This window comes from Cellulomonas phragmiteti (assembly GCF_016862775.1).
In the GTDB taxonomy this organism is placed as follows: Bacteria; Actinomycetota; Actinomycetes; order Actinomycetales; family Cellulomonadaceae; genus Cellulomonas; species Cellulomonas phragmiteti.
Genome location: NZ_BONP01000012.1, coordinates 15,377 through 33,841, shown reverse-complemented (window position 1 = coordinate 33,841; position 18,465 = coordinate 15,377). Strand labels below are relative to the sequence as shown.

Sequence of the window (18,465 nt, the reverse complement as noted above, 5' to 3'; positions counted from 1 at the left end):
CCGAGGGGCTCAGCCCAGGACCGGGTGCAGCACCCAGAACACGACGGCGGCGACCGCGGCGGCGGCGGGGATCGTCAGCACCCACGCTCCGGCGATGTTCTTGGCGACGCCCCACCGCACGGCCGACAGCCGCTTGGTCGCGCCGACGCCCATGATCGCCGACGTGATCGTGTGCGTCGTCGACACCGGCGCGTGCAGCGCGAACGCGTTGACGTAGAGCACCACCGCCGACACGGACTCGGCGACGAAGCCCCGGGCCGGGTCGAGCTCGATGATCTTGCGCCCGAGCGTGCGCATGATGCGCCACCCGCCGGCGTACGTGCCGAGGGAGATCGCGGCCGCCGCGGCGAGCTTGACCCACAGCGGGATGCCCTCCTCGGCGTTCGCCCAGCCGGCGGTGAGCAGCGCCAGGTAGATGACGCCCATCGTCTTCTGCGCGTCCTGCAGACCGTGGCCCAGGGCCATGGCCGCGGCGGACACCGTCTGGGCGAACCGGAAGCGCCGGTTGGTGCGGGCGGGCGCCTTGTTCCGGATGAGCCACAGCAGGCCGACCATGACGAAGAACGCGAGCGTGAACCCGATGAGCGGCGAGAAGATCATCGGCAGGACGACCTTGTCGAGGATCGACGACCCGTAGACCCCGAACCCGCCGGCGAGGCCCGCACCCACCAGGCCCCCGATGAGCGCGTGCGTGGACGACGACGGCAGCCCGAACCACCAGGTCACCATGTTCCAGGTGATCGCCCCCACGAGCGCGCAGAGGATGACGACGAGCGCGCTGTGCGACGACGCGGACTGCAGGTCGACGATCTGGGTCGCGATCGTCTCGGCCACCTCGGTGCCGAGCAGCGCTCCCGTGAAGTTCATCACCGCGGCCATGATGAGCGCGGCACGCGGCGTCAGCGCGCGCGTCGAGACCGAGGTGGCGATGGCGTTGGCGGCGTCGTGGAATCCGTTGGTGTAGTCGAACCCGAGAGCGAGCGCGACGACGACGACGACGAGCACAGGTTCCACGGGCGCTCAGGACTCCTTGAGCGCGATCGTCTCGACCGTGTTGGCCACCTTCTCGAAGGCGTCGGCGGCGTCCTCGAGCTTCTCGACGATCTCCTTGAGCTTCATCAGCAGGATCGGGTCGGCGATCTCGTCGAACATCTGCGCGAGGAGCTTGCGGTGCGACTTGTCGGCCTGGTTCTCCAGGCGGTTGACCTCGACCCAGTACTCCTGCAGCGAGTCCATGGAGCGCAGCCGCGGCATGGCCTCGGCCGTGAGCTCGGCGGCGCGCTGCAGCACCTGGACCTGGTCGGAGACGCGCGCGGGCAGCTCGTCGACCTTGTACAGGACGATGAGGTCGGAGGCCTCGTCCATGTGGTCCATGCAGTCGTCGAGGTACGAGGCGAGGTTGTAGATGTCGTCGCGGTCGAACGGGGTGACGAACGTCTTGTTCAGCCGCCGCATGATCGTGTGGGTGGCGTCGTCGGCGGCGTGCTCCGCCTCGCCCATCCGCTTGTTCAGCTCCTTGCGGGCGGCACGGTCGGCGCCCAGCATCTCGGCCAGCAGGTTCGCGCCCGTCACGAGGTGGGCGGCGGATGCGGCGAAGAGGTCGAAGTACGAGGTGTCGCGCGGTGTCAGGCGCAGGCGCACGGAGAGCTCCGGGTCATCGACTGGTGGTCGCCCCGCAGCGGCGGAGCGACGCTCAGCCTAACGGCCGGTGAACGGCGGGAGTGCCGGACCCAGGTCGCATGCGCGCACGGTGCACGACGCTCCCTCACGTGTGAACGACGCCGGGCCGGAGCGCCTGACGGCGCGAGGCCGCTCGAAGCGGCTGATGATGGAGCCCGGGGCTACCGACCCGGCGTCGCCCGTCCAGTGTACGCGGCCGGAGTCACTCCAGCCGGTCCGCCCGCCACAGCTGCGCGGCGCGCGCGAGCTCCTCGGCGGTGCGCACGAGGGACGCGGCGCCGCGGGTCTGCCGCACCGCCGCGCCGGGGTCGAGCGCGTCGAGGTGGTCGGCGTCGAACGCGGCGCCCGTGGCCAGGACCTGGCAGAACGCCGCCGCACGCTCGAGTGCGACCGCGAGGTCCCCGGTATACACGCCCGACAGCACGGCGTCCGCCACCGTCCGCACGTCGTCGGGACCGGGCATGTCGACGACCCCGGCGACGACGTCGTGCACGGGCGCGGCGGCGACGCCCTGGCGGTACCGGTCGACGACGGTCCCGGGGTCGCGGCGCACCCACTCGCGCAGCACGTACAGGCGCCAGAGCGCGCCCGGCAGGGTGTCGGCGGGGCTGTCCGCCCACATGCCGGCGACCACGTCGAGCCCCTCGGTCTCGACGAGCGCGACGAGGCGCGCGACCACCTCGGGGTCCTCGGTGGCCCGCCCGTGCCGGACGAGCGCGTTGGCGGTGGTGTGGGCGATCTCGTCGCGCAGGGCCGGGTCGAGCTCGCCGGGCAGCTCGTCGGCCAGCGCCGGGTCGACGACCAGCGGGCGGTGGTGCCGCCGCCCGGGCGCGCCACCACCGGCAGCGCCGCTCCCTGCCCCGCCGCCGCCTGCTCCACCCGTCCCGGACCCGTCCGCGCTCACCGCGGCATGATCCCCCGTCGCGCGGCCGACCACCACCCGCCGGGCCGACGACGACCGCCCGTTCCCCCTCCCGTGGCCGCCCTCCCGTCCCGTCCGCCCGACCACGTGACGCACAACATGTTGCCTCAGGTAACTATCGCTTCTAGAGTTGCCTGGAGCAACTGTCCCGTGGAAGCGAGTCCCCGCCCGTGAGCACCACCACCCCCGTCGACGGCGCGACCGTCGAGCCCGCCGCCACCCCCGGCGCCATGACGCACCGCGAGGTCCTCGAGGCCCTGTCCGGGATCCTCCTGGGCATGTTCGTCTCGATCCTCGCGACGAGCGTCGTCTCGACGTCGCTGCCGCGGATCATCACCGACCTCGGCGGCAGCCAGTCGTCGTTCACCTGGGTCGTCACCGCGACGCTCCTGACGACGACGGTGTCCACCCCGATCTGGGGCAAGCTCGCCGACCTCGTCGACCGCAAGCTGCTCGTCCAGCTGGCGCTCGTCGTCTCGGTGGTGTCCTCCGCCCTGGCCGGGCTGTCCGGCAGCACCGAGGTGCTCATCGGCATGCGCGCCCTGCAGGGCATCGGCGCCGGCGGCCTGACGGCCCTGGGCACCGTCCTCATCGCCGACATCATCAGCCCCCGCGAGCGCGGGCGGTACATGGGCCTCATGGGCGCGGTCATGGCCGTGGGCATGGTCGGCGGGCCGCTGCTCGGCGGCGTCATCACCGACACCGCGGGGTGGCGCTGGAACTTCTTCGTCGGCCTGCCGTTCGCCGTCGCGGCGATCGTCGTGCTGCAGCGCACCCTGCACCTGCCGGCCGTCACCCGGCGTCGCGTGCGCATCGACTGGGCCGGTGCGGTCCTGCTGTCCGCCTCGATCGCGACGCTGCTGCTGTGGATCACGTTCGCCGGCTCGTCGTTCGCGTGGGCGTCCTGGCAGACGGGGGTCATGGTGGGCGGGGCCGCGCTGGGCGTCGTCGCCGTCGTCCTGGTCGAGCAGCGCGCCGCCGAGCCGATCATCCCCCTGCACCTGTTCCGCAACCGCACGGTCGTCCTCACGGTGCTCGCCTCGGTGGCCGTCGGCATCGCGCTGTTCGGGACCCAGGTCTTCCTCAGCCAGTACATGCAGCTCGCGCGCGGCAGGACGCCCACGCAGTCGGGGCTGCTGACCATCCCGATGGTCGCGGGCGTGTTCGTGTCGTCGACGCTGTCGGGCCGCGCGATCACCCGCACCGGCCGCTACAAGCGGATCATGGTGGGCGGCGCGGTGCTGCTCACCGGGGGCATGGCGCTGATGGGCACCATCGACGAGCGCACCGGCTTCACGCTGGTCGGCCTCTACCTGCTGGTCGTCGGCGCGGGCGTGGGCATGCTCATGCAGAACCTCGTGCTCGCGACGCAGAACACCCTGCCGATCACCGACATGGGCGCCGGCACCGCGACGGTCGCGTTCTTCCGCACCCTCGGCGGCGCGATCGGGGTCTCGGCGCTCGGCGCGGTGCTGTCGGCCCGGGTGTCGCACCTGCTGGCCGACGGGCTGACGGGCATCGGCGTGGACCCCGCGGCCATGGGCGCGGCCGGCACGGGCGTGCTGCCCGACCTCGCGACCCTGCCCGTCCCGGTGCGCCACGTGGTCGAGCACGCGTTCGGCGTGGGCGTGGCCGAGCTGTTCCTCATCGGCGCGCCCATCGCGCTGCTCGCGCTCGTGGCCGTCCTCGCGCTGCGCGAGGTCCCGCTGGGCCGCGTCACGGGCGCCCAGCAGCGGCTCGCGACGCAGGGTACGCAGCCGGCGACGCCCTGACGCTCGCGCCGGTGCCGCTCGGCCCGTCGGCCCCGCTCAGGCGGGGTCGGCGGGCCGCTCCGCGTGCCGCACGAGGTCGTCGTTCAGCCGCCCGAGCAGGTCGGCGAGCTGCGTGAGCTCCTCGGCGCGCCACGCGTCGAGCGACCGGCGCATGTACTCCTGCCGGCCGGTGCGGGCGTGCGCCAGCCGCCGCTCCCCCTCGTCGGTGAGGACCAGCGGCTGGCTGCGCGAGTCGTGCGGGTCCGCGCGGCGGGCCAGCAGCCCCAGCCGCTCGAGCCGCGTCACCTGCCGGGACATCGTCCCGCGCCCCACGCCCAGCAGGTCGGCCAGGTCGCTCGTGCGGGTGCCGGGCGTGCGCGCCACGGTCGCCAGCAGCAGGTAGGCGGACGCGTCGAGGTCCGGGTGGACCGAGCGCGCCAGCCCGGCCGAGGCCGCGCGCGCCCGGCGCATGAAGAGCCCGAGCTCCCGTTCGACGCGCAGGACCGGGTCGTCGCTCATGCGCACATCCTGGCGCAGCCGGACCCTCGCCGGGGCACTGTCGAGGGCACAGAGCCGGGTCGTGCGCTCAGCGCGCCCAGGTGGTGCGACGACGCGCCACCTGCGCGACCGCGGACACGCGCGCCGGGTCCAGCCGCTCCGGCAGCCGGCGGAAGAGGTTGGGCACCTCGTGGCGCGCGATGACCAGGGCGTCCTGCGGCGGGTCCTGCACGTCGCGCTCGAGGTCGCCCGTGACCACCAGCACCGCGCGCACCCCGACCCCGGCGCAGCCGGCGGAGTGCAGCAGCCCCTGGACCCGCGACGCCTCGAGACGCGCGTCGCGCAGGTACGCCACGGCACGGCCGTCGACGTGCAGGGTGCGGGCCGTCGCGCGCACGTGGCTGCCGGGGTGCCGGCGCTCGGAGACCGTGAAGATGCCGCCGGGGCCGATGAGCAGGTGCTCGACGACCGAGCCCTGACGGCCCAGCGGCACGTCGTGCACGGCCTGCCAGCCCTCGTCGGCGAGCCGGTCGAGGCGTGCGCCCACCGGGCTGCCCCGCTCGCCCCGGGCGTGGTCGTCGCCGTCACCGAGCCAGGCCTCGACACCCGCCCCCTCGAGCGCGTCGATCGACGCGAGCTCGGAGGTGACCGGCAGGACCAGCTCGGGGACGTCGGAGCGCAGGTAGGCCTGCGCGGCGCGCCGGACCCTCGCCTCCAGCACGGGGTCGTCGGCCACGACCTCGCCGGACTGGAGGTCGACGGAACCGACGCGCGCACCGGTCTCGTGCGTGACGTAGAGACGGTCGGCACCGTACCGCCGCCATCGCCGAACAGTCAGGACCTCGTCCACCTTCGCATTATCGGCACGCGGGGCCTCGCACTTCAGTCCCGTCCACGGTGGACTTCCGCCCGTGGCGGCGTGTCGCGGCGTGTCGTCACCCGCCCGCCCGTCAGGCGTCGGTACCGCGCTCACCTGCGGGTGACGCGGGCGCCGGCTCGAACGTCAGGCTGACCGAGTTCATGCAGAAGCGGTCGCCCGTGGGCGTCTGCGGCGCGTCGTCGAAGACGTGCCCCAGGTGGGAGCCGCACCGCGCGCACCGCACCTCGGTGCGGACCATCCCGAGGGTGCGGTCGGTCAGCAGCTCGACGCGGTCGCCCGCGAGCGGGGAGTAGAAGCTGGGCCACCCGCAGTGCGAGTCGAACTTGGTGTCGGAGCGGAACAGCTCGTTGCCGCACGCGCGGCAGCGGTACACGCCCTCGCGGTGCTCGTCGAGCAGGGCGCCGGTCCACGGTCGCTCGGTGCCGGCACGGCGCAGCACCGCGAACTCCTGCGGCTCGAGCTCGAGCGACCACTGCGCGTCGCTCTTCGTCACGGGGTACGTCCGGGGGTCGGTCACGGTGGGCTCCTTCCGGCGCCGCCCGCGCGGCGGCACCGTCGGGCACAACACCCGACATTCACCCGACGTTCCCGCACGTGGCGGACGGTCGTCCAGCGGGGCGCCTGGGCGTGGCGCACGTCACGACATACGCTGAACGGGAGGTTCCCGTCACCAGGGTCCGCCGGAGTCACGAGGTGCACGTGCCAGCTGCTCGCCGTCGTTCGAGCCCCACGCGCCGGTTCGCGGTCGTGAGCCTCGTCGGCATGGTCCTGGTCGGGGTCGCCCTGGTCCTGGTGACGTCGTCGCAGATGCGCGACCAGGCGGTGCGCGACGGGACGGGCGCGGCGTCGCGGATGGCGCTGTTCGCCGCGGGCGTCGTGCCGTCGCCGTCCTTCGTCACGGGCGTCCTGTCCACCGAGGAGCAGGTCGCGGTCACGGCGGCCACCCGCGGGTTCGGCGACGAGCTCGTCGAGCTGCGCCTGTGGAGCACCGACGGCCGGCTGATGTACTCCTCGGACGAGGCGACCACGGGACTGCCCCACGCGGACCGCCTCGCCCGGGCGATGCAGTCCGGGCAGCCCGACGCCGTCGTCCAGCCCGACGTGCGCGCGGGCGACGCCGCCACCGACGAGCGCACGGTGCTCGACGTGTACGTGCCGGTGCGCCTGGCCGACACCGCCACCCCCGAGGCGCAGGCCGGCGTCGCCGGCGAGGCGTCGGTCGGGGCGGCCGAGGTGATGCTCGACCACACCGCCACCCAGCAGACGCTGCAGACGACGACCCGCACGGTCACGCTCGTGGTCGTCGGGAGCCTGGTCCTGCTGTGGCTGCTGCTCTTCCAGATCGTGCACTCGACGTCGCGCCGGCTGCGCTCGACCGCGCTCGAGAACGCCCGGCTCGCGCTGCTCGACTCCCTCACCGGGCTGCCGAACCGCCGGCTGCTCGCCGACCAGATGCAGCGCGCGATCGACAAGGTCTCGCACGACGACGCCGGGGCCCGGGTCGGCCTCATCCTGCTCGACATCGACCGCTTCAAGGACATCAACGACACGCTGGGCCACGACCACGGCGACGAGCTGCTGCAGCAGGTCGCGGAGCGGTTGCGCAACGCCCTGCGCGACGACGACGTGGTCGCCCGCCTCGGTGGCGACGAGTTCGCGATCCTCCTGCCGGACGTGCGCACGGTCGCCAACGCCGAGCGGCTGGCGCGCCGCGTGCGCGGGCTGTTCGGCCGCCCGTTCGAGCTGAGCGACATCGCCCTGCACGTCGAGACGTCCATCGGCGTCGCGTGCCTGCCGGACCACGCGGCCGACGCGTCCGCGCTCATGCGCACGGCCGACATCGCGATGTACGCGGCCAAGCACCACCGGGCGGGGGTGAGCGTCTACTCCCCCAGCGCGGACGACTCCTCGCCCGCGCGGCTGGTCCTGCTGGGCGAGCTGCACCAGGCGCTCGAGTCGCGCTCCGAGGCCGGCGCCGCCCCCCAGCTGGAGATGCACTACCAGCCGAAGATCGAGCTCGCGTCGCAGCGGACGGTGGGCCTGGAGGCGCTGATCCGGTGGCGCCACCCCACGCGCGGCCTGCTGCCGCCGGGCGCGTTCGTGCCGCTGGCCGAGCAGTCGGGCCTCATCCACCGGGTCACGGGGTTCGCCCTCGAGGAGTCGGTGCGCCAGCTCGCGCGGTGGCGCGCGCAGGGCGAGGCCGTGCCCGTCGCGGTGAACCTGTCGGCGCACGACGTCGCCAGCCCGGCCGTCGTCGACATGATCGAGCTGCTGCTCGCGGAGCACGGGGTCGAGCCGGGGCTGCTCGAGGTCGAGATCACCGAGACGGCGCTCGTCGCGGACCGCTCGCGCGTGGTCCCGGTGCTCGAGCGGCTGAGCGCCCTGGGCGTGCGGGTGGCGATCGACGACTTCGGGACGGGCACCACGTCGATCTCGCAGCTGCGGGACCTGCCGGTCGCCGAGCTGAAGATCGACCGCGTGTTCGTCGCCGACCTCGGCGAGGGCGGTCGGGCGGGCTCGGAGGTCGTCGTGCAGGCGATGGTCGACCTCGCCCACTCCTTCGGCCTGCGGGTGGTGGCCGAGGGCGTCGAGGACGAGCAGACGGCACGGACGCTCGAGCGCCTGGGCGTCGACCGCGCGCAGGGGTTCCTGTGGGCCCGCCCGGCACCGGCCGACGCACTCCACCCGCCCGGCGGGCACTCGCTTCACCCGATCGCGTGAATGTCGTCGTACGCTCTCAAGATCGGGACCACTCTGGTCGATGCGGGCCGAAGAGGGTGGACTGGGCCCACCGCCGCGGGGCGGCGACACGCACGCGCGCGGGCGGACACGACGAAGGGGACCGATCAGGATGATGGACGAGCTGCTCGAGGAGATGATCGATCCGGCGCCCTCGCGGCAGGACGTGGCGCGGCGGCGGCGCGTCTGGGCCACCGGGTCCATCCTCGTCCTCGCGGCCGTGGGCGTGACGTCGCTGACGACGTCGGCGCTGTTCACGGACCAGGACACGCTGTCCGACAGCCTCACCACGGGGACCGTGGTGCTGACGGCCGAGGGCGCGCAGTTCACGCTGCCGGCCGAGGGCCTGGCCCCCGGCGACGTGGCGCTCGCGCCGCTGACGGTGCGCAACGAGGGCTCGCTGGCGCTCCGGTACGCGGTGAGCACGTCCGCCGCGACCGCGACGCCGGCGACCGGCACGCCGGGCACGGGTGACCTGCGCACGCAGCTGCGCGTGCGGGTGTACGCGGACGCCACGTGCACGCAGGCCAGCACGGACGCCGGGACCGCCCTGGGGGACACGCGCACCCTCCTGCCGGGCGACTTCGGCCTCCCGGGCGACCTGACGCCGATCGTGGGCGACCCGGCGACGGGCGCGCAGCCCGGCGATCGCGGGTTGGACGCCGTCGTGCGGTCCGAGGTGCTCTGCCTGCGCGTCGACATGTCGCGCGACGCGGACGACACCTTCCAGAACACGGCTGCCGAGCTGACCTTCCGGCTCGACTCCGAGCAGACGGTGAACAACTGAGACGACCTTGACCTCGGCGCAGCAGGCCCCGCGGCCCGTCGTCGACCGCCGCGCTCCCCGCCCGGCGGTCCGCCCGCGCACACCCTGGTGGCGGTCGGCGGCGAGCGCGCTGCTGTGGACGGTCGTGGTCGTCGGGGTACTGGCGTTCGTGGTGTCCCTGGCCGCGCCGCTGTGGTTCCAGGCGCAGGGGCAGCGGCTGCTCATCGTGACGTCGGGGTCGATGGCGCCGCAGTTCGTGGCCGGTGACGTCGTGGTGCTGCGGGCCGTGACCGACCCGTCGGAGCTCAAGCCCGACCTGGTCGTGACGTTCCAGCCCGTCGGGGAGCCGAACCTGGTGACGCACCGCATCGTCTCCCTGCACAGCCTGCCGGCCATGCAGGACGTGGGCGACGGCTCGGGCCGCATGGAGCCGGTGCTGCAGGAGGACGGCGACCCGGTCATGCAGCCGTACATCCGGACGCAGGGCGACGCCAACCCGGAGCCCGACCCGAACGCCACGCCCGTGGAGCGCGTGCGCGGCGTCGTGCTCGAGGTGCACCACGGCTGGGGTGCGGTCCTGTCGTGGGCCACGTCGGCCCAGGGTCGCGCCGTGATGCTCGTGCCGCCGCTGCTGGCCCTGGCGACGCTCGAGGTCGTCTCGGTGCTGGAGGGCCGGCGGCGCGGCAGGCTCGCGCGTCGGTCGCGGGACGACAGGAGGATCGATGCCCTCGTCTCCGAGTGACCCGCGGCGCCCGCGGGCGGAGGCCCGCGGGACGTGGGTGCGGCTCGCGGTGCTGCTGCTGGTCGTCGTGATGATGCTGCTGTCGTCGACGGTCGAGCTCACGGGCGCGCTGCTGACGGACACGACGCAGACGAGCACGGTGGTCTCGACGCTGCCGGAGTTCGCGGACGCGGGCTGAGCGGCGGACGGAATAGTCGGGCGGGTGCCGCCGTTGAGAGGCCTGATCGATGCAAACGCATCAACTTTGACGAGCGAGGTGCACCATGCAGTTCGGGATCTTCTCCGTCGGCGACGTGACGACCGACCCCACCACCGGCCGGACCCCCGACGACACCGAGCGCGTGCGCGCGATGCTGACGATCGCCGAGCACGCCGACGCCGCCGGGCTCGACGTCTTCGCCTCCGGCGAGCACCACAACCCGCCCTTCGTGACCTCGTCCCCCACCACGATGCTCGGCTACCTCGCGGGCCGCACGAAGAACATCCTGCTGTCGACCGCGACCACGCTCATCACCACCAACGACCCGGTCCGCCTGGCCGAGGAGTACGCGATGCTCCAGGTCGTCTCCGGCGGCCGCATGGACCTCATGATGGGCCGCGGCAACACCGGCCCCGTCTACCCGTGGTTCGGCAAGGACATCCGCCAGGGCCTGCCGCTGGCCGTCGAGAACTACGCGCTGCTGCGCCGCCTCTGGGAGGAGGAGGTCGTGGACTGGAGCGGCCGGTTCCGCACCCCGCTGCAGGGCTTCACCGCCACGCCCCGCCCGCTCGACGGCGTCCCGCCGTTCGTGTGGCACGGGTCGATCCGCACCCCCGAGATCGCCGAGCAGGCCGCGTTCTACGGCGACGGGTTCCTGCACAACGCGATCTTCTGGCCCATGGAGCACACCGCGCAGATGGTGAACTTCTACCGTCAGCGCTACGAGCACCACGGCCACGGCCGCGCGGACCAGGCGATCGTCGGGCTCGGCGGGCAGGTCTTCATGCGCAAGAACAGCCAGGCCGCGTGGGACGAGTTCCGCCCCTACTTCGACAACGCGCCCGTCTACGGGCACGGTCCGACGATGGAGGACTTCACGCGCGAGACCCCGCTGACGGTCGGGAGCCCGCAGCAGGTCATCGACCGCTACGGCGCCTTCTGGGAGCAGGTCGGCCACTACCAGCGCCAGATGTTCCTCATCGACCACGCGGGCCTGCCCCTCAAGACCGTCCTGGAGCAGATCGACATCCTCGCCGAGGACGTCGTGCCCGTGCTCCGCAAGGAGGCCGAGGCCCGTCGCCCCGCCGACGTGCCGGCGAACCCGCCGTCGCACGCCGAGCGCGTCGCCGCCGCCCGTGCCGCAGGTCGCCTGCAGGCCCAGCAGGCCGCACCGGCGGACCACTGGACGGGCCGGGCGGCCGAGGACGACCTCGAGGCGGCCCAGGCCGCCGGCGCCACCACCCGCTGACGCGCCCCGGATCGCCCCCTCACCGCGAGGGGGCGATCCGCCCCCTCACCACCCCGCCCGTGACAGGGCGATCCAGCACCACCGCCAGGAGGACCCCGTGCCGTCCCGATCGATCGTCGTCGTCTCCGGAGGGCTCTCGCAGCCCTCGTCGACGCGGCTGCTGGCCGACCGCCTCACGGAGGCGACCGTCCAGGACCTCACCCGCCGCGGCATCGACACGGTCGTCGAGGTCGTCGAGCTGCGCGGTCTCGCGCACGACGTGGTCGACATGACGCTCACCGGGTACGCCCGCCCCGACCTGGCCGCCGCCCTGAGCGCGCTCGCCGGCGCCGACGGCGTCATCGCGGTCTCGCCCGTCTACGCGGCGTCGTACGCCGGGCTCTTCAAGTCGTTCGTCGACGTGCTGGACCCCGAGGCGCTCAGCGGGACCCCCGTGCTCCTGGGGGCCACGGGCGGCACCGCCCGCCACTCGCTCGCGCTCGAGCACGCGCTGCGTCCCCTGTTCGCGTACCTGCACGCCGACGTCGTCCCCACCTCGGTCTTCGCCGCCACCGACGACTGGGCCGACGCGGGCGGCGAGCAGGTCAAGCCGCTGCCCGAGCGGGTCCGCCGCGCGGCCGCCGAGCTCGCGCAGCGCGTCGCCGCGCGCGAGCCCGTCGCCAAGGGCGGGCTCTACGACGCCGTCCCGTCGTTCGAGGACCTGCTCGGCGACGCCTGAGCCGACGACCGACCCGGGCACGGCTGCCGGGGCACGACGAGCCGGGACACGACGAGGGGCCGACCACCGGGTGGTCGGCCCCTCGTCGTCCCCGTGCGGCGGGCATCGTGCACCCGCCGCACGGACCTCACTGCGGGGTCAGCGTGAACGTCGTCCCGGTGTCGGTCGCCTCGACGTCGAGCTGCTGCTCGGCGAGCGTCTGCGACGTGCGCGGGTCGACGTAGATGCGGGCGTCGCCCTCGGCGACCACGTCGTCCCCCGGGTCGGGGCCGGCGACGAGCGCGAGCTCGAAGCCTCCCGACTCCTGCTCGGCGATGCGCAGGCCGCCCTCCTCGGGCAGCCCGGCACGGCTCGTGAGGGTCTCGACGGCGGTACGGGCGGTGTCGGTCAGGGTGAGCACGGGTGCTCCTCTCCGATGGCCTGGGGACGTCGGCCGGCACGCGCTGCCCCGCCCCGCCGGGTGCGGGGGGTGCACCACGGGGGCAGGACGACGAGCGCCGGTCCGACGCCGTCGGACCACTCCACCGTCACCCCGACGGGGCGGCGGCGCAAACGCTGGTCCGCTGGACGAGACGGGTGCGACCGACGCTCAGCGGGTCACGTCCACCACGAGCGCGCGGTGGTCGGACAGCCCCAGGTCGAGCGCCTCGCCGGTGCCGACCGCGTGCACGCCCGGCCCCGCGAGCACGTGGTCGAGCTGCCGCACGGGCACGTCCACCGGGAACGTCGGGGCACGCACCAGGGAGCGCAGCCCCGAGAGCCGCGCCGGCTGCTCGCCGGCGAGGTTGAGGTCACCCATGACGACCGTCGCACCGGGCAGCGGGCGCGTCACGCGCACCAGGTGCCGCAGCTGGCGCACGTTCCAGCCCGGGATGAACGTCAGGTGCGTCCCGACCACCGTCAGCGGTCCGCGCTCGTCGTCCACGACGGCCGCGAGCGCGCTGCGCGGCTCGTCACGCACCAGGGCGGGCCAGCGCGCGCCGGGGAACCGGACGGGGGTGCGCCGGCGCAGGGTGGGCAGCGTGAGGACGTGCCACTGACGGACCGGGCGCCGCGAGAGCAGCGCGATCCCGTAGGCGGCGGTGTCCGGCTGCTCCTGCCCCGTGCCGGCGACCCACAGGCCGGGCTCGCCGTGCAGGGTCGCGACGAACCGGTGGTGGGGCGCACCCATCGCGTCCGCGGCGACCGCCGTGAGGTCGGCGCCGTGGGACCGGCTCTGCGCGCGGTCGACCTCCTGCAGGGCGAGCACGTCGGCGTCGAGCCGGCGGACCGCGGCGGCGAACCGGTCGAGGTCGACCCGCCCGTCGGCGGGCGAGCGGCCGTGGAGGATGTTGAAGGTCGCGAGCCGCACCGTGCGATTCTCGCCGCGACCCCGGCCGCGCGCACGACGGCGCGCACCGGCGCCGGTTCGCCGCGCGGGCGCGCACGCCGCGGTGTAGACACCGTGCATGCACTCGACCCCCTCGACCTCGCCCCTGACCGGCGCGGCACCGCCACCGCTGCCCGCACCCCTGGGCGCGGCGACGCCCGACGACCGCGCGGCGCTGCAGGACGGGCTGCGCCGGACCGCCGTCGCGCTGATCGACGCGCAGATCCCGTTCGCCCTGGTCGGCGGCTACGCGGCGTGGGCCCGCGGCGCGCCGGAGCCCAGCCACGACGCCGACTTCGCCGTCGCGCAGGACGACGTCGACGACGCGCGCGCGGCCCTCGAGGCGGCCGGCCTGCACGTGCAGCAGCCGGCGGAGAACTGGCTGTTCAAGGCGTACCACCACGGGCAGCTCATCGACGTGATCTTCCGGATGGTCGGCGAGCCGGTGACCCGCGAGCAGCTCGCGGCGGCCGACGAGCTCGAGGTGCTGGCGGTCCGCATGCCGGTGCTGCCGGCCACGGACATCATCTCCGCGAAGATGCGGGTGCTCGGCGAGCACTACTGCGACTTCACGTGGCTGCTGCCGATGGCGCGGGCGCTGCGCGAGCAGATCGACTGGCAGCGCGTGCGTGGCGAGATCGAGGGGCACCCGTACGCGCGGGCGTTCCTGTTCCTGGCCGACGAGCTGGGGCTGACGGGGCACGGGTCGGACCGCCTCACCGCGGCGCCCGGACGCACGGACCCCGGATCGGACGCCTGAGGGCACCGACCCCGTCAGGGCTGCGGAGCGGGCGCGTCGGCGATCCGCAGCGCCTCGACCAGCTCGCGGTACAGCGCGTCCGCGGCGAGCAGCTCCGCGTGCGTGCCCCGGGCGCGCACGCGGCCGTCCTCGAGCACGAGGATCGTGTCGGCGTCGACGACCGTCGACAGCCGGTGGGCGACCGTGACCACGGCCCCGGTGGTGGCCAGGGCGCGGATCGTGTCGTGGACGGCCGCCTCGGTCAGGCCGTCGACCTGGGCGGTGGCCTCGTCGAGCAGCATGACCTGCGGCCGGCACACCAGCGCCCGCGCCAGGGCGATGCGCTGGCGCTGCCCACCGGACACGGAGGTCTCGGACAGGCGCGTGTCGAGACCGTCGGGCAGCCCGTCGAACGCCCCGTCGAGCCGCACCGCCGCGAGCGCGGCGGCCAGGTCCGCCTCGGTGGCGTCCGGGTTGCTGAACAGCAGGTTGTCGCGGATCGAGCCCGGCACGACCGGGGTCTCCTGCTCGACGTACGCGAACCGCGAGCGCACGTCGGCGTGGCTCCAGGTGGCGTACGGCCGGCCGTCGAGCAGCAGCTCGCCCTCCTGCGGCTCGAGGAAGCGCAGCAGCAGCGAGAAGACCGTGGTCTTGCCGGCTCCCGAGGGGCCGACCATCGCCGTGTGCCCCCGCCGGGGGACGCGCAGGGAGAGGTCGCGGACCGCCGCGGGCAGGCCCGGCCCGTAGCCCGCGGTCACCCCGCGCAGCTCGATCACCGGGACGTCGGGGGCCGGCGCCCGGTCCGTGGGTCCGGCGGCCGGCGCCAGGGCGTGGTCGGGCTCGACGTCCATCGCCTGGACCTCGCCGATCCGCGCCGCAGCCGCGACACCGGACTGCAGCTGCGTCAGCGCCTGCGTGAGCTCGGTGATGGGGCCCACGATGTTGAAGGCGTACAGCAGGAACGCGATGAGGCTCGACACCGCGAGCTCGCCCTGACCGACGCGCCAGGCACCGAGCCCGAGGATGACGATGATGGCGAGCTGCACGCCGCCCCAGGACACGGTCCAGGCGAGGGCCGTGGTCCGGACGGCCCGCACGGCGTGGTCGCGGGCCGCGCGGGCCGCCGCGAGCACGGCCGCCCCCTGACGCTGCTCGGCCCGGCTGGACTTGACGGTCCGCACGGCCCGCAGCGAGCCCTCCAGCATGCCGCCGAGGCCGCCCAGGGCCTCCTGCGAGGCGCGCTCGGCGGCACCGATGCCCGGGAGCAGCAGCGCCATGACCGCACCGACGACGACGAGCGCGGCGACCGTGGTCCCCAGCAGCACCCGGTCGAGGACGCCCATGAGGACGAGGGTCCCGACGAGGGCGACGACCCCGTTGACGAGCCCGACGAGGCTCGACGACGTCGCCTCGCGCAGCAGGACGGTGTCGGACGTGACGCGCGTGACGAGCTCACCCGTGGGACGCCCCGTGACGGCCGCGACGGTGGCCCGCAGGTACCGCCGCACGAGCGACTCGCGGGCGTCGAGCACGATGCGCTCGGCCATGGTCCCCAGGACGACCGCCTGCAGGTACCCGACGACCGAGCCGACGACGAACAGGCCGAGCAGCCACACGATGGGGCGGGCGAGCGACTCCCCCGTGCCGAGGGTGTCGAGCACCCACTTGGTGACCATCGGGGTGGCGAGCCCGAGCGCGGTGCCGCCGAGGCCGAGCAGGAGGCCGGCGCCGAGGGTGCGCCGGTGCGGCCGCACGAGGTCGAGCAGCAGGAGGAGGCGGCGCCGCCCGTCGCCCGGGACCGTGGCCGGCCGCGGGTCGCGGGGCTCAGTGACCGCCGGGTCGACGTCGGACGACGACGGCAGCGACATGCTGCCATCGCACACCGTCGTCCCACTGCGGTCAATGGTCATGCCCTCAGGGACGTCAGGCGTCGCGTCCGGGGACGTGGCACACACGGGCGACGAGGAGCGCCGTGCGGTCGTCGCCCGCCGCACCCGCGGCCCGCCCCGACCTGCGGACCGGCGCCACCTCGGTGACGATGGAGCGATGCCCGACATCCCTGTGAGCGACACCCCCACCCTGACCCTGCCCGGCGGCGAGATCCCGCTGCTGGGCCTCGGCACCTGGCAGTCGGAGGGCTCGGACGCCGAGCTCGCCGTGAGCGCCGCGCTGCAGCTCGGCTACCGGCACGTCGACACCGCCACCGGCTACGGCAACGAGGCGCAGGTCGGCCGGGCGCTCGCGACCCGCGGCATCGACCGCGACGACGTGTTCCTCACGACCAAGCTGCCGCCCGACCACGCGGACCGCACCCGGCAGACGCTCATGGAGTCGCTGGCGGCGCTCGGCACGGACCACCTGGACCTGTGGCTGATCCACTGGCCCCCGGGCAAGCAGGCGCGCCCGGACGTGTGGGACGAGCTGCGCCGCGCGCGCGACGAGGGCCACGTCCGGTCGATCGGCGTCTCCAACTACTCGATCGCGCAGATCGACGAGCTGGTCGCCGCGACCGGGGAGGCGCCGGCGGTCAACCAGATCCCGTACTCGCCCGTCGACCACGACCCGGCCCTGCTCGCCGCGCACCGCGAGCGCGGCGTGGTCGTCGAGGGGTACAGCCCGCTCAAGCGGACCGACCTGGGCGCGGCGGCGATCGTGGCCGCGGCGCAGGCGCACGGCGTCACCCCGGCGCAGGTGGTGCTGCGGTGGCACCTGGAGCACGACGTGGTCGTCATCCCCAAGTCGGTGCGGCGCGAGCGGCTCGAGGAGAACCTCGGCGTCCTCGGCTTCTCCCTGTCCCCCGACGAGGTCGCCGCGATCGACGCCCTCGGCCGCTGAGCCCGGATGCGGCGATCACCGAGGTCGCCGCACCTCCGGCGGCGTGGTCGCGCTCCCACCCCGCACGTGCTCGCCGCCGTCGCACTGCGACCGGCGAGCACGTCGGGCGCTCGGCCTACCGAGGAACCGGGCCCGTGTCCTGCGTTCGGCGTCACGCCGTTGTGCCGCCGGGCCAAGGTCTACCCCACGCGCGGACGTGACGTCAACCACAGTGCGACCCGTCAGCCGGGCCGCACCACCGCCACGACACCCGGCACGCGGGCCGGCGTCGCCCGCAGGCGCCAGCCCGCCCCGTCGCGCTCGACCATGCCGACCGCGTCGACCCGGGTCCCGAACGGCAGCACGTGCAGCCGCCGCCCGACGCGGTCGCCGTCGACGAGCTCGGGGTCCGCGTGCCGGCCGAGGCGCTCGGCGCGGAGCACCACGTGCGTGTCGGGGTAGCCGAGCACCTCGACCTCCGTGACGTCGACCGTCAGCGGCACGCCGCCGCACATCACGACGAAGGGCGCGACCTGCGACACGACCACCTGCCGACCCAGCAGGCGCGCGACGGCGCGCACCCGCCGCAGCTCCGCGGTCAGGGGGCGGGCCGGGCCCGGGTCACGGTGCCGGCCCGACGGCAGCACACCCGGACCCCGCACCTCGCCGGGGGCGCCCACGACGTACCAGGCGGCGACCTGCGCCCCGGTGACCGGGTGCCGTACCTCGACGGCGTCCCGCCGCGGCACGACCACCCCGCGCACCGACCGCAGCCCCGGTGCACCGAGCGATCGACCCAGGACGTCGCGCAGCAGCGCCTCCCGCACGACGCCGCGCACCAGCATCGCCAGCACGACGGCCGTCGCGACCAGCCACTGGGCGAGCACGGCAGCGGACCACAGGCCCGGTCGCCGGGCGCCGGTGGCCGCGGTGTCACCGGCCGCCCCGAGGGAGGCGGCCAGCCCGGCCAGCACGAGGCAGACCACGACGAGCCCGATCCCGACGTCGGCCACCCGCCCGCTCGGCTCCCCGCGCGCCGCGTCGAGCTCGCGGTGCCACCGCCGCAGCACCGGCACCGTGCACCACGCGGCACCGGCCGCGGCCAGCAGGCCGACCACCGCCGCCGCCACCCAGACACCCGACGGCGGGGCCGGCCAGCCGGAGGCGAGCACGCGGTGGCCGTCGACGAGCGCGGCGCGCCCCGCGACGGACAGCACGGCGAGCAGGACGACGGGGCGGACGACGGGCGGCACGAACGCGGCGGAGCGGGGACGCATCGCGGCTCCGGGGAGTCGACGGGAGGAGCGCCGGGTGCTCGAAGGATGCCCTGCCGCCCGGACATGGGCAAGGGTCCAGGTCGAGCTGGTGGCACCGCCCGCCACGCGCGCGTGCACCCCGG

19 protein-coding genes are annotated in these 18,465 nt (G+C 74.7%); 9 read left to right on the top strand and 10 right to left on the bottom strand.

All coding sequences use genetic code 11. The annotated features are described in order from the left end of the window. Positions 1-9: 9 nt before the first annotated feature. From Cph01nite_RS11270 to Cph01nite_RS11260, 3 genes are all read right to left on the bottom strand, one after another. Positions 10-1,014, bottom strand: a complete 1,005-nt coding sequence (locus Cph01nite_RS11270; RefSeq protein ID WP_203674192.1) for an inorganic phosphate transporter — start codon at positions 1,012-1,014, stop codon at positions 10-12. Between the two features lie 6 nt (positions 1,015-1,020). Then, a complete protein-coding gene (locus Cph01nite_RS11265; protein WP_203674190.1) occupies positions 1,021-1,641 on the bottom strand; it encodes a DUF47 domain-containing protein in 621 nt (206 codons plus the stop codon). 241 nt (positions 1,642-1,882) lie between these two features. Next, positions 1,883-2,485, bottom strand: coding sequence for a hypothetical protein (locus tag Cph01nite_RS11260; RefSeq protein WP_203674323.1), 603 nt, complete (start codon positions 2,483-2,485; stop codon positions 1,883-1,885). 347 nt (positions 2,486-2,832) lie between these two features. Here Cph01nite_RS11260 and Cph01nite_RS11255 point away from each other — a divergent pair, with 347 nt between their 5' ends. After that, positions 2,833-4,374: an MFS transporter gene (locus Cph01nite_RS11255; RefSeq protein ID WP_203674320.1), complete on the top strand. Its 1,542-nt coding sequence runs from the start codon at positions 2,833-2,835 to the stop codon at positions 4,372-4,374. 36 nt (positions 4,375-4,410) lie between these two features. Here Cph01nite_RS11255 and Cph01nite_RS11250 read toward each other — a convergent pair whose 3' ends face one another. From Cph01nite_RS11250 to msrB, 3 genes are all read right to left on the bottom strand, one after another. Next, positions 4,411-4,872, bottom strand: a complete 462-nt coding sequence (locus Cph01nite_RS11250) for a MarR family winged helix-turn-helix transcriptional regulator (protein WP_203674188.1) — start codon at positions 4,870-4,872, stop codon at positions 4,411-4,413. Between the two features lie 67 nt (positions 4,873-4,939). Then, positions 4,940-5,701 (bottom strand): nuclease-related domain-containing protein, encoded by a 762-nt coding sequence (locus tag Cph01nite_RS11245; RefSeq protein WP_203674186.1) that lies wholly within the window; start codon positions 5,699-5,701, stop codon positions 4,940-4,942. Between the two features lie 100 nt (positions 5,702-5,801). Then, a complete protein-coding gene (gene msrB, locus Cph01nite_RS11240) occupies positions 5,802-6,248 on the bottom strand; it encodes a peptide-methionine (R)-S-oxide reductase MsrB (protein ID WP_203674183.1) in 447 nt (148 codons plus the stop codon). Between the two features lie 182 nt (positions 6,249-6,430). Between msrB and Cph01nite_RS11235 the strand changes: the two genes are divergently transcribed. The 6 genes from Cph01nite_RS11235 to Cph01nite_RS11210 all read left to right on the top strand — a co-directional run bounded on the left by Cph01nite_RS11235 (position 6,431) and on the right by Cph01nite_RS11210 (position 12,144). Continuing rightward, the gene (locus tag Cph01nite_RS11235) at positions 6,431-8,452 is read left to right on the top strand and encodes a putative bifunctional diguanylate cyclase/phosphodiesterase (RefSeq protein WP_239069204.1); all 2,022 of its coding nucleotides are present in this window, start codon (positions 6,431-6,433) and stop codon (positions 8,450-8,452) included. A gap of 130 nt (positions 8,453-8,582) precedes the next feature. After that, the gene (locus Cph01nite_RS11230) at positions 8,583-9,257 is read left to right on the top strand and encodes a TasA family protein (RefSeq protein ID WP_203674182.1); all 675 of its coding nucleotides are present in this window, start codon (positions 8,583-8,585) and stop codon (positions 9,255-9,257) included. Between the two features lie 7 nt (positions 9,258-9,264). Further along, positions 9,265-9,978: a signal peptidase I gene (locus Cph01nite_RS11225; protein ID WP_239069203.1), complete on the top strand. Its 714-nt coding sequence runs from the start codon at positions 9,265-9,267 to the stop codon at positions 9,976-9,978. Next, on the top strand, positions 9,959-10,156 hold the full coding sequence (locus Cph01nite_RS11220; protein WP_203674180.1) for a hypothetical protein: 198 nt from the start codon (positions 9,959-9,961) through the stop codon (positions 10,154-10,156). The genes Cph01nite_RS11225 and Cph01nite_RS11220 overlap by 20 nt, the downstream gene beginning before the upstream one ends. Before the next feature lie 85 nt (positions 10,157-10,241). Beyond that, entirely contained in the window at positions 10,242-11,426 is a 1,185-nt protein-coding gene (locus Cph01nite_RS11215) for an LLM class flavin-dependent oxidoreductase (protein ID WP_203674178.1), read from the top strand. 97 nt (positions 11,427-11,523) lie between these two features. After that, the gene (locus Cph01nite_RS11210; protein ID WP_203674176.1) at positions 11,524-12,144 is read left to right on the top strand and encodes a CE1759 family FMN reductase; all 621 of its coding nucleotides are present in this window, start codon (positions 11,524-11,526) and stop codon (positions 12,142-12,144) included. A 127-nt stretch (positions 12,145-12,271) separates the two neighbouring features. On the opposite strand, the gene Cph01nite_RS11205 is transcribed toward Cph01nite_RS11210, so the two are convergent. Both Cph01nite_RS11205 and Cph01nite_RS11200 read right to left on the bottom strand, forming a co-directional pair. Continuing rightward, positions 12,272-12,544, bottom strand: a complete 273-nt coding sequence (locus Cph01nite_RS11205; RefSeq protein ID WP_203674174.1) for an iron-sulfur cluster assembly accessory protein — start codon at positions 12,542-12,544, stop codon at positions 12,272-12,274. A gap of 189 nt (positions 12,545-12,733) precedes the next feature. After that, positions 12,734-13,495, bottom strand: a complete 762-nt coding sequence (locus tag Cph01nite_RS11200; protein ID WP_203674172.1) for an endonuclease/exonuclease/phosphatase family protein — start codon at positions 13,493-13,495, stop codon at positions 12,734-12,736. Positions 13,496-13,592: 97 nt separating this feature from the next. On the opposite strand from Cph01nite_RS11200, the gene Cph01nite_RS11195 reads away from it, so the two are divergent. Further along, positions 13,593-14,273, top strand: a complete 681-nt coding sequence (locus Cph01nite_RS11195) for a nucleotidyltransferase family protein (RefSeq protein WP_203674170.1) — start codon at positions 13,593-13,595, stop codon at positions 14,271-14,273. Between the two features lie 14 nt (positions 14,274-14,287). Here the strand turns inward: Cph01nite_RS11195 and Cph01nite_RS11190 are convergent, their stop codons facing one another. Then, positions 14,288-16,120 (bottom strand): ABC transporter ATP-binding protein, encoded by a 1,833-nt coding sequence (locus tag Cph01nite_RS11190; protein ID WP_203674169.1) that lies wholly within the window; start codon positions 16,118-16,120, stop codon positions 14,288-14,290. Between the two features lie 178 nt (positions 16,121-16,298). Here Cph01nite_RS11190 and Cph01nite_RS11185 point away from each other — a divergent pair, with 178 nt between their 5' ends. Further along, a complete protein-coding gene (locus tag Cph01nite_RS11185) occupies positions 16,299-17,087 on the top strand; it encodes an aldo/keto reductase (RefSeq protein ID WP_203674168.1) in 789 nt (262 codons plus the stop codon). 221 nt (positions 17,088-17,308) lie between these two features. Here Cph01nite_RS11185 and Cph01nite_RS11180 read toward each other — a convergent pair whose 3' ends face one another. Beyond that, positions 17,309-18,343: a hypothetical protein gene (locus tag Cph01nite_RS11180; RefSeq protein WP_203674167.1), complete on the bottom strand. Its 1,035-nt coding sequence runs from the start codon at positions 18,341-18,343 to the stop codon at positions 17,309-17,311. Between the last annotated feature and the right edge of the window lie 122 nt (positions 18,344-18,465).

Coding starts and splice junctions, on each gene's coding strand:
- Cph01nite_RS11255 (WP_203674320.1), top strand. CDS start 2,833: ATGACGCACCGCGAGGTCCTCGAGGCCCTGTCCGGGATCCTCCTGGGC.
- Cph01nite_RS11250 (WP_203674188.1), bottom strand. CDS start 4,872: ATGAGCGACGACCCGGTCCTGCGCGTCGAACGGGAGCTCGGGCTCTTC.
- Cph01nite_RS11230 (WP_203674182.1), top strand. CDS start 8,583: ATGATGGACGAGCTGCTCGAGGAGATGATCGATCCGGCGCCCTCGCGG.
- Cph01nite_RS11220 (WP_203674180.1), top strand. CDS start 9,959: ATGCCCTCGTCTCCGAGTGACCCGCGGCGCCCGCGGGCGGAGGCCCGC.
- Cph01nite_RS11215 (WP_203674178.1), top strand. CDS start 10,242: ATGCAGTTCGGGATCTTCTCCGTCGGCGACGTGACGACCGACCCCACC.
- Cph01nite_RS11195 (WP_203674170.1), top strand. CDS start 13,593: ATGCACTCGACCCCCTCGACCTCGCCCCTGACCGGCGCGGCACCGCCA.
- Cph01nite_RS11190 (WP_203674169.1), bottom strand. CDS start 16,120: ATGTCGCTGCCGTCGTCGTCCGACGTCGACCCGGCGGTCACTGAGCCC.
- Cph01nite_RS11185 (WP_203674168.1), top strand. CDS start 16,299: ATGCCCGACATCCCTGTGAGCGACACCCCCACCCTGACCCTGCCCGGC.
- Cph01nite_RS11180 (WP_203674167.1), bottom strand. CDS start 18,343: ATGCGTCCCCGCTCCGCCGCGTTCGTGCCGCCCGTCGTCCGCCCCGTC.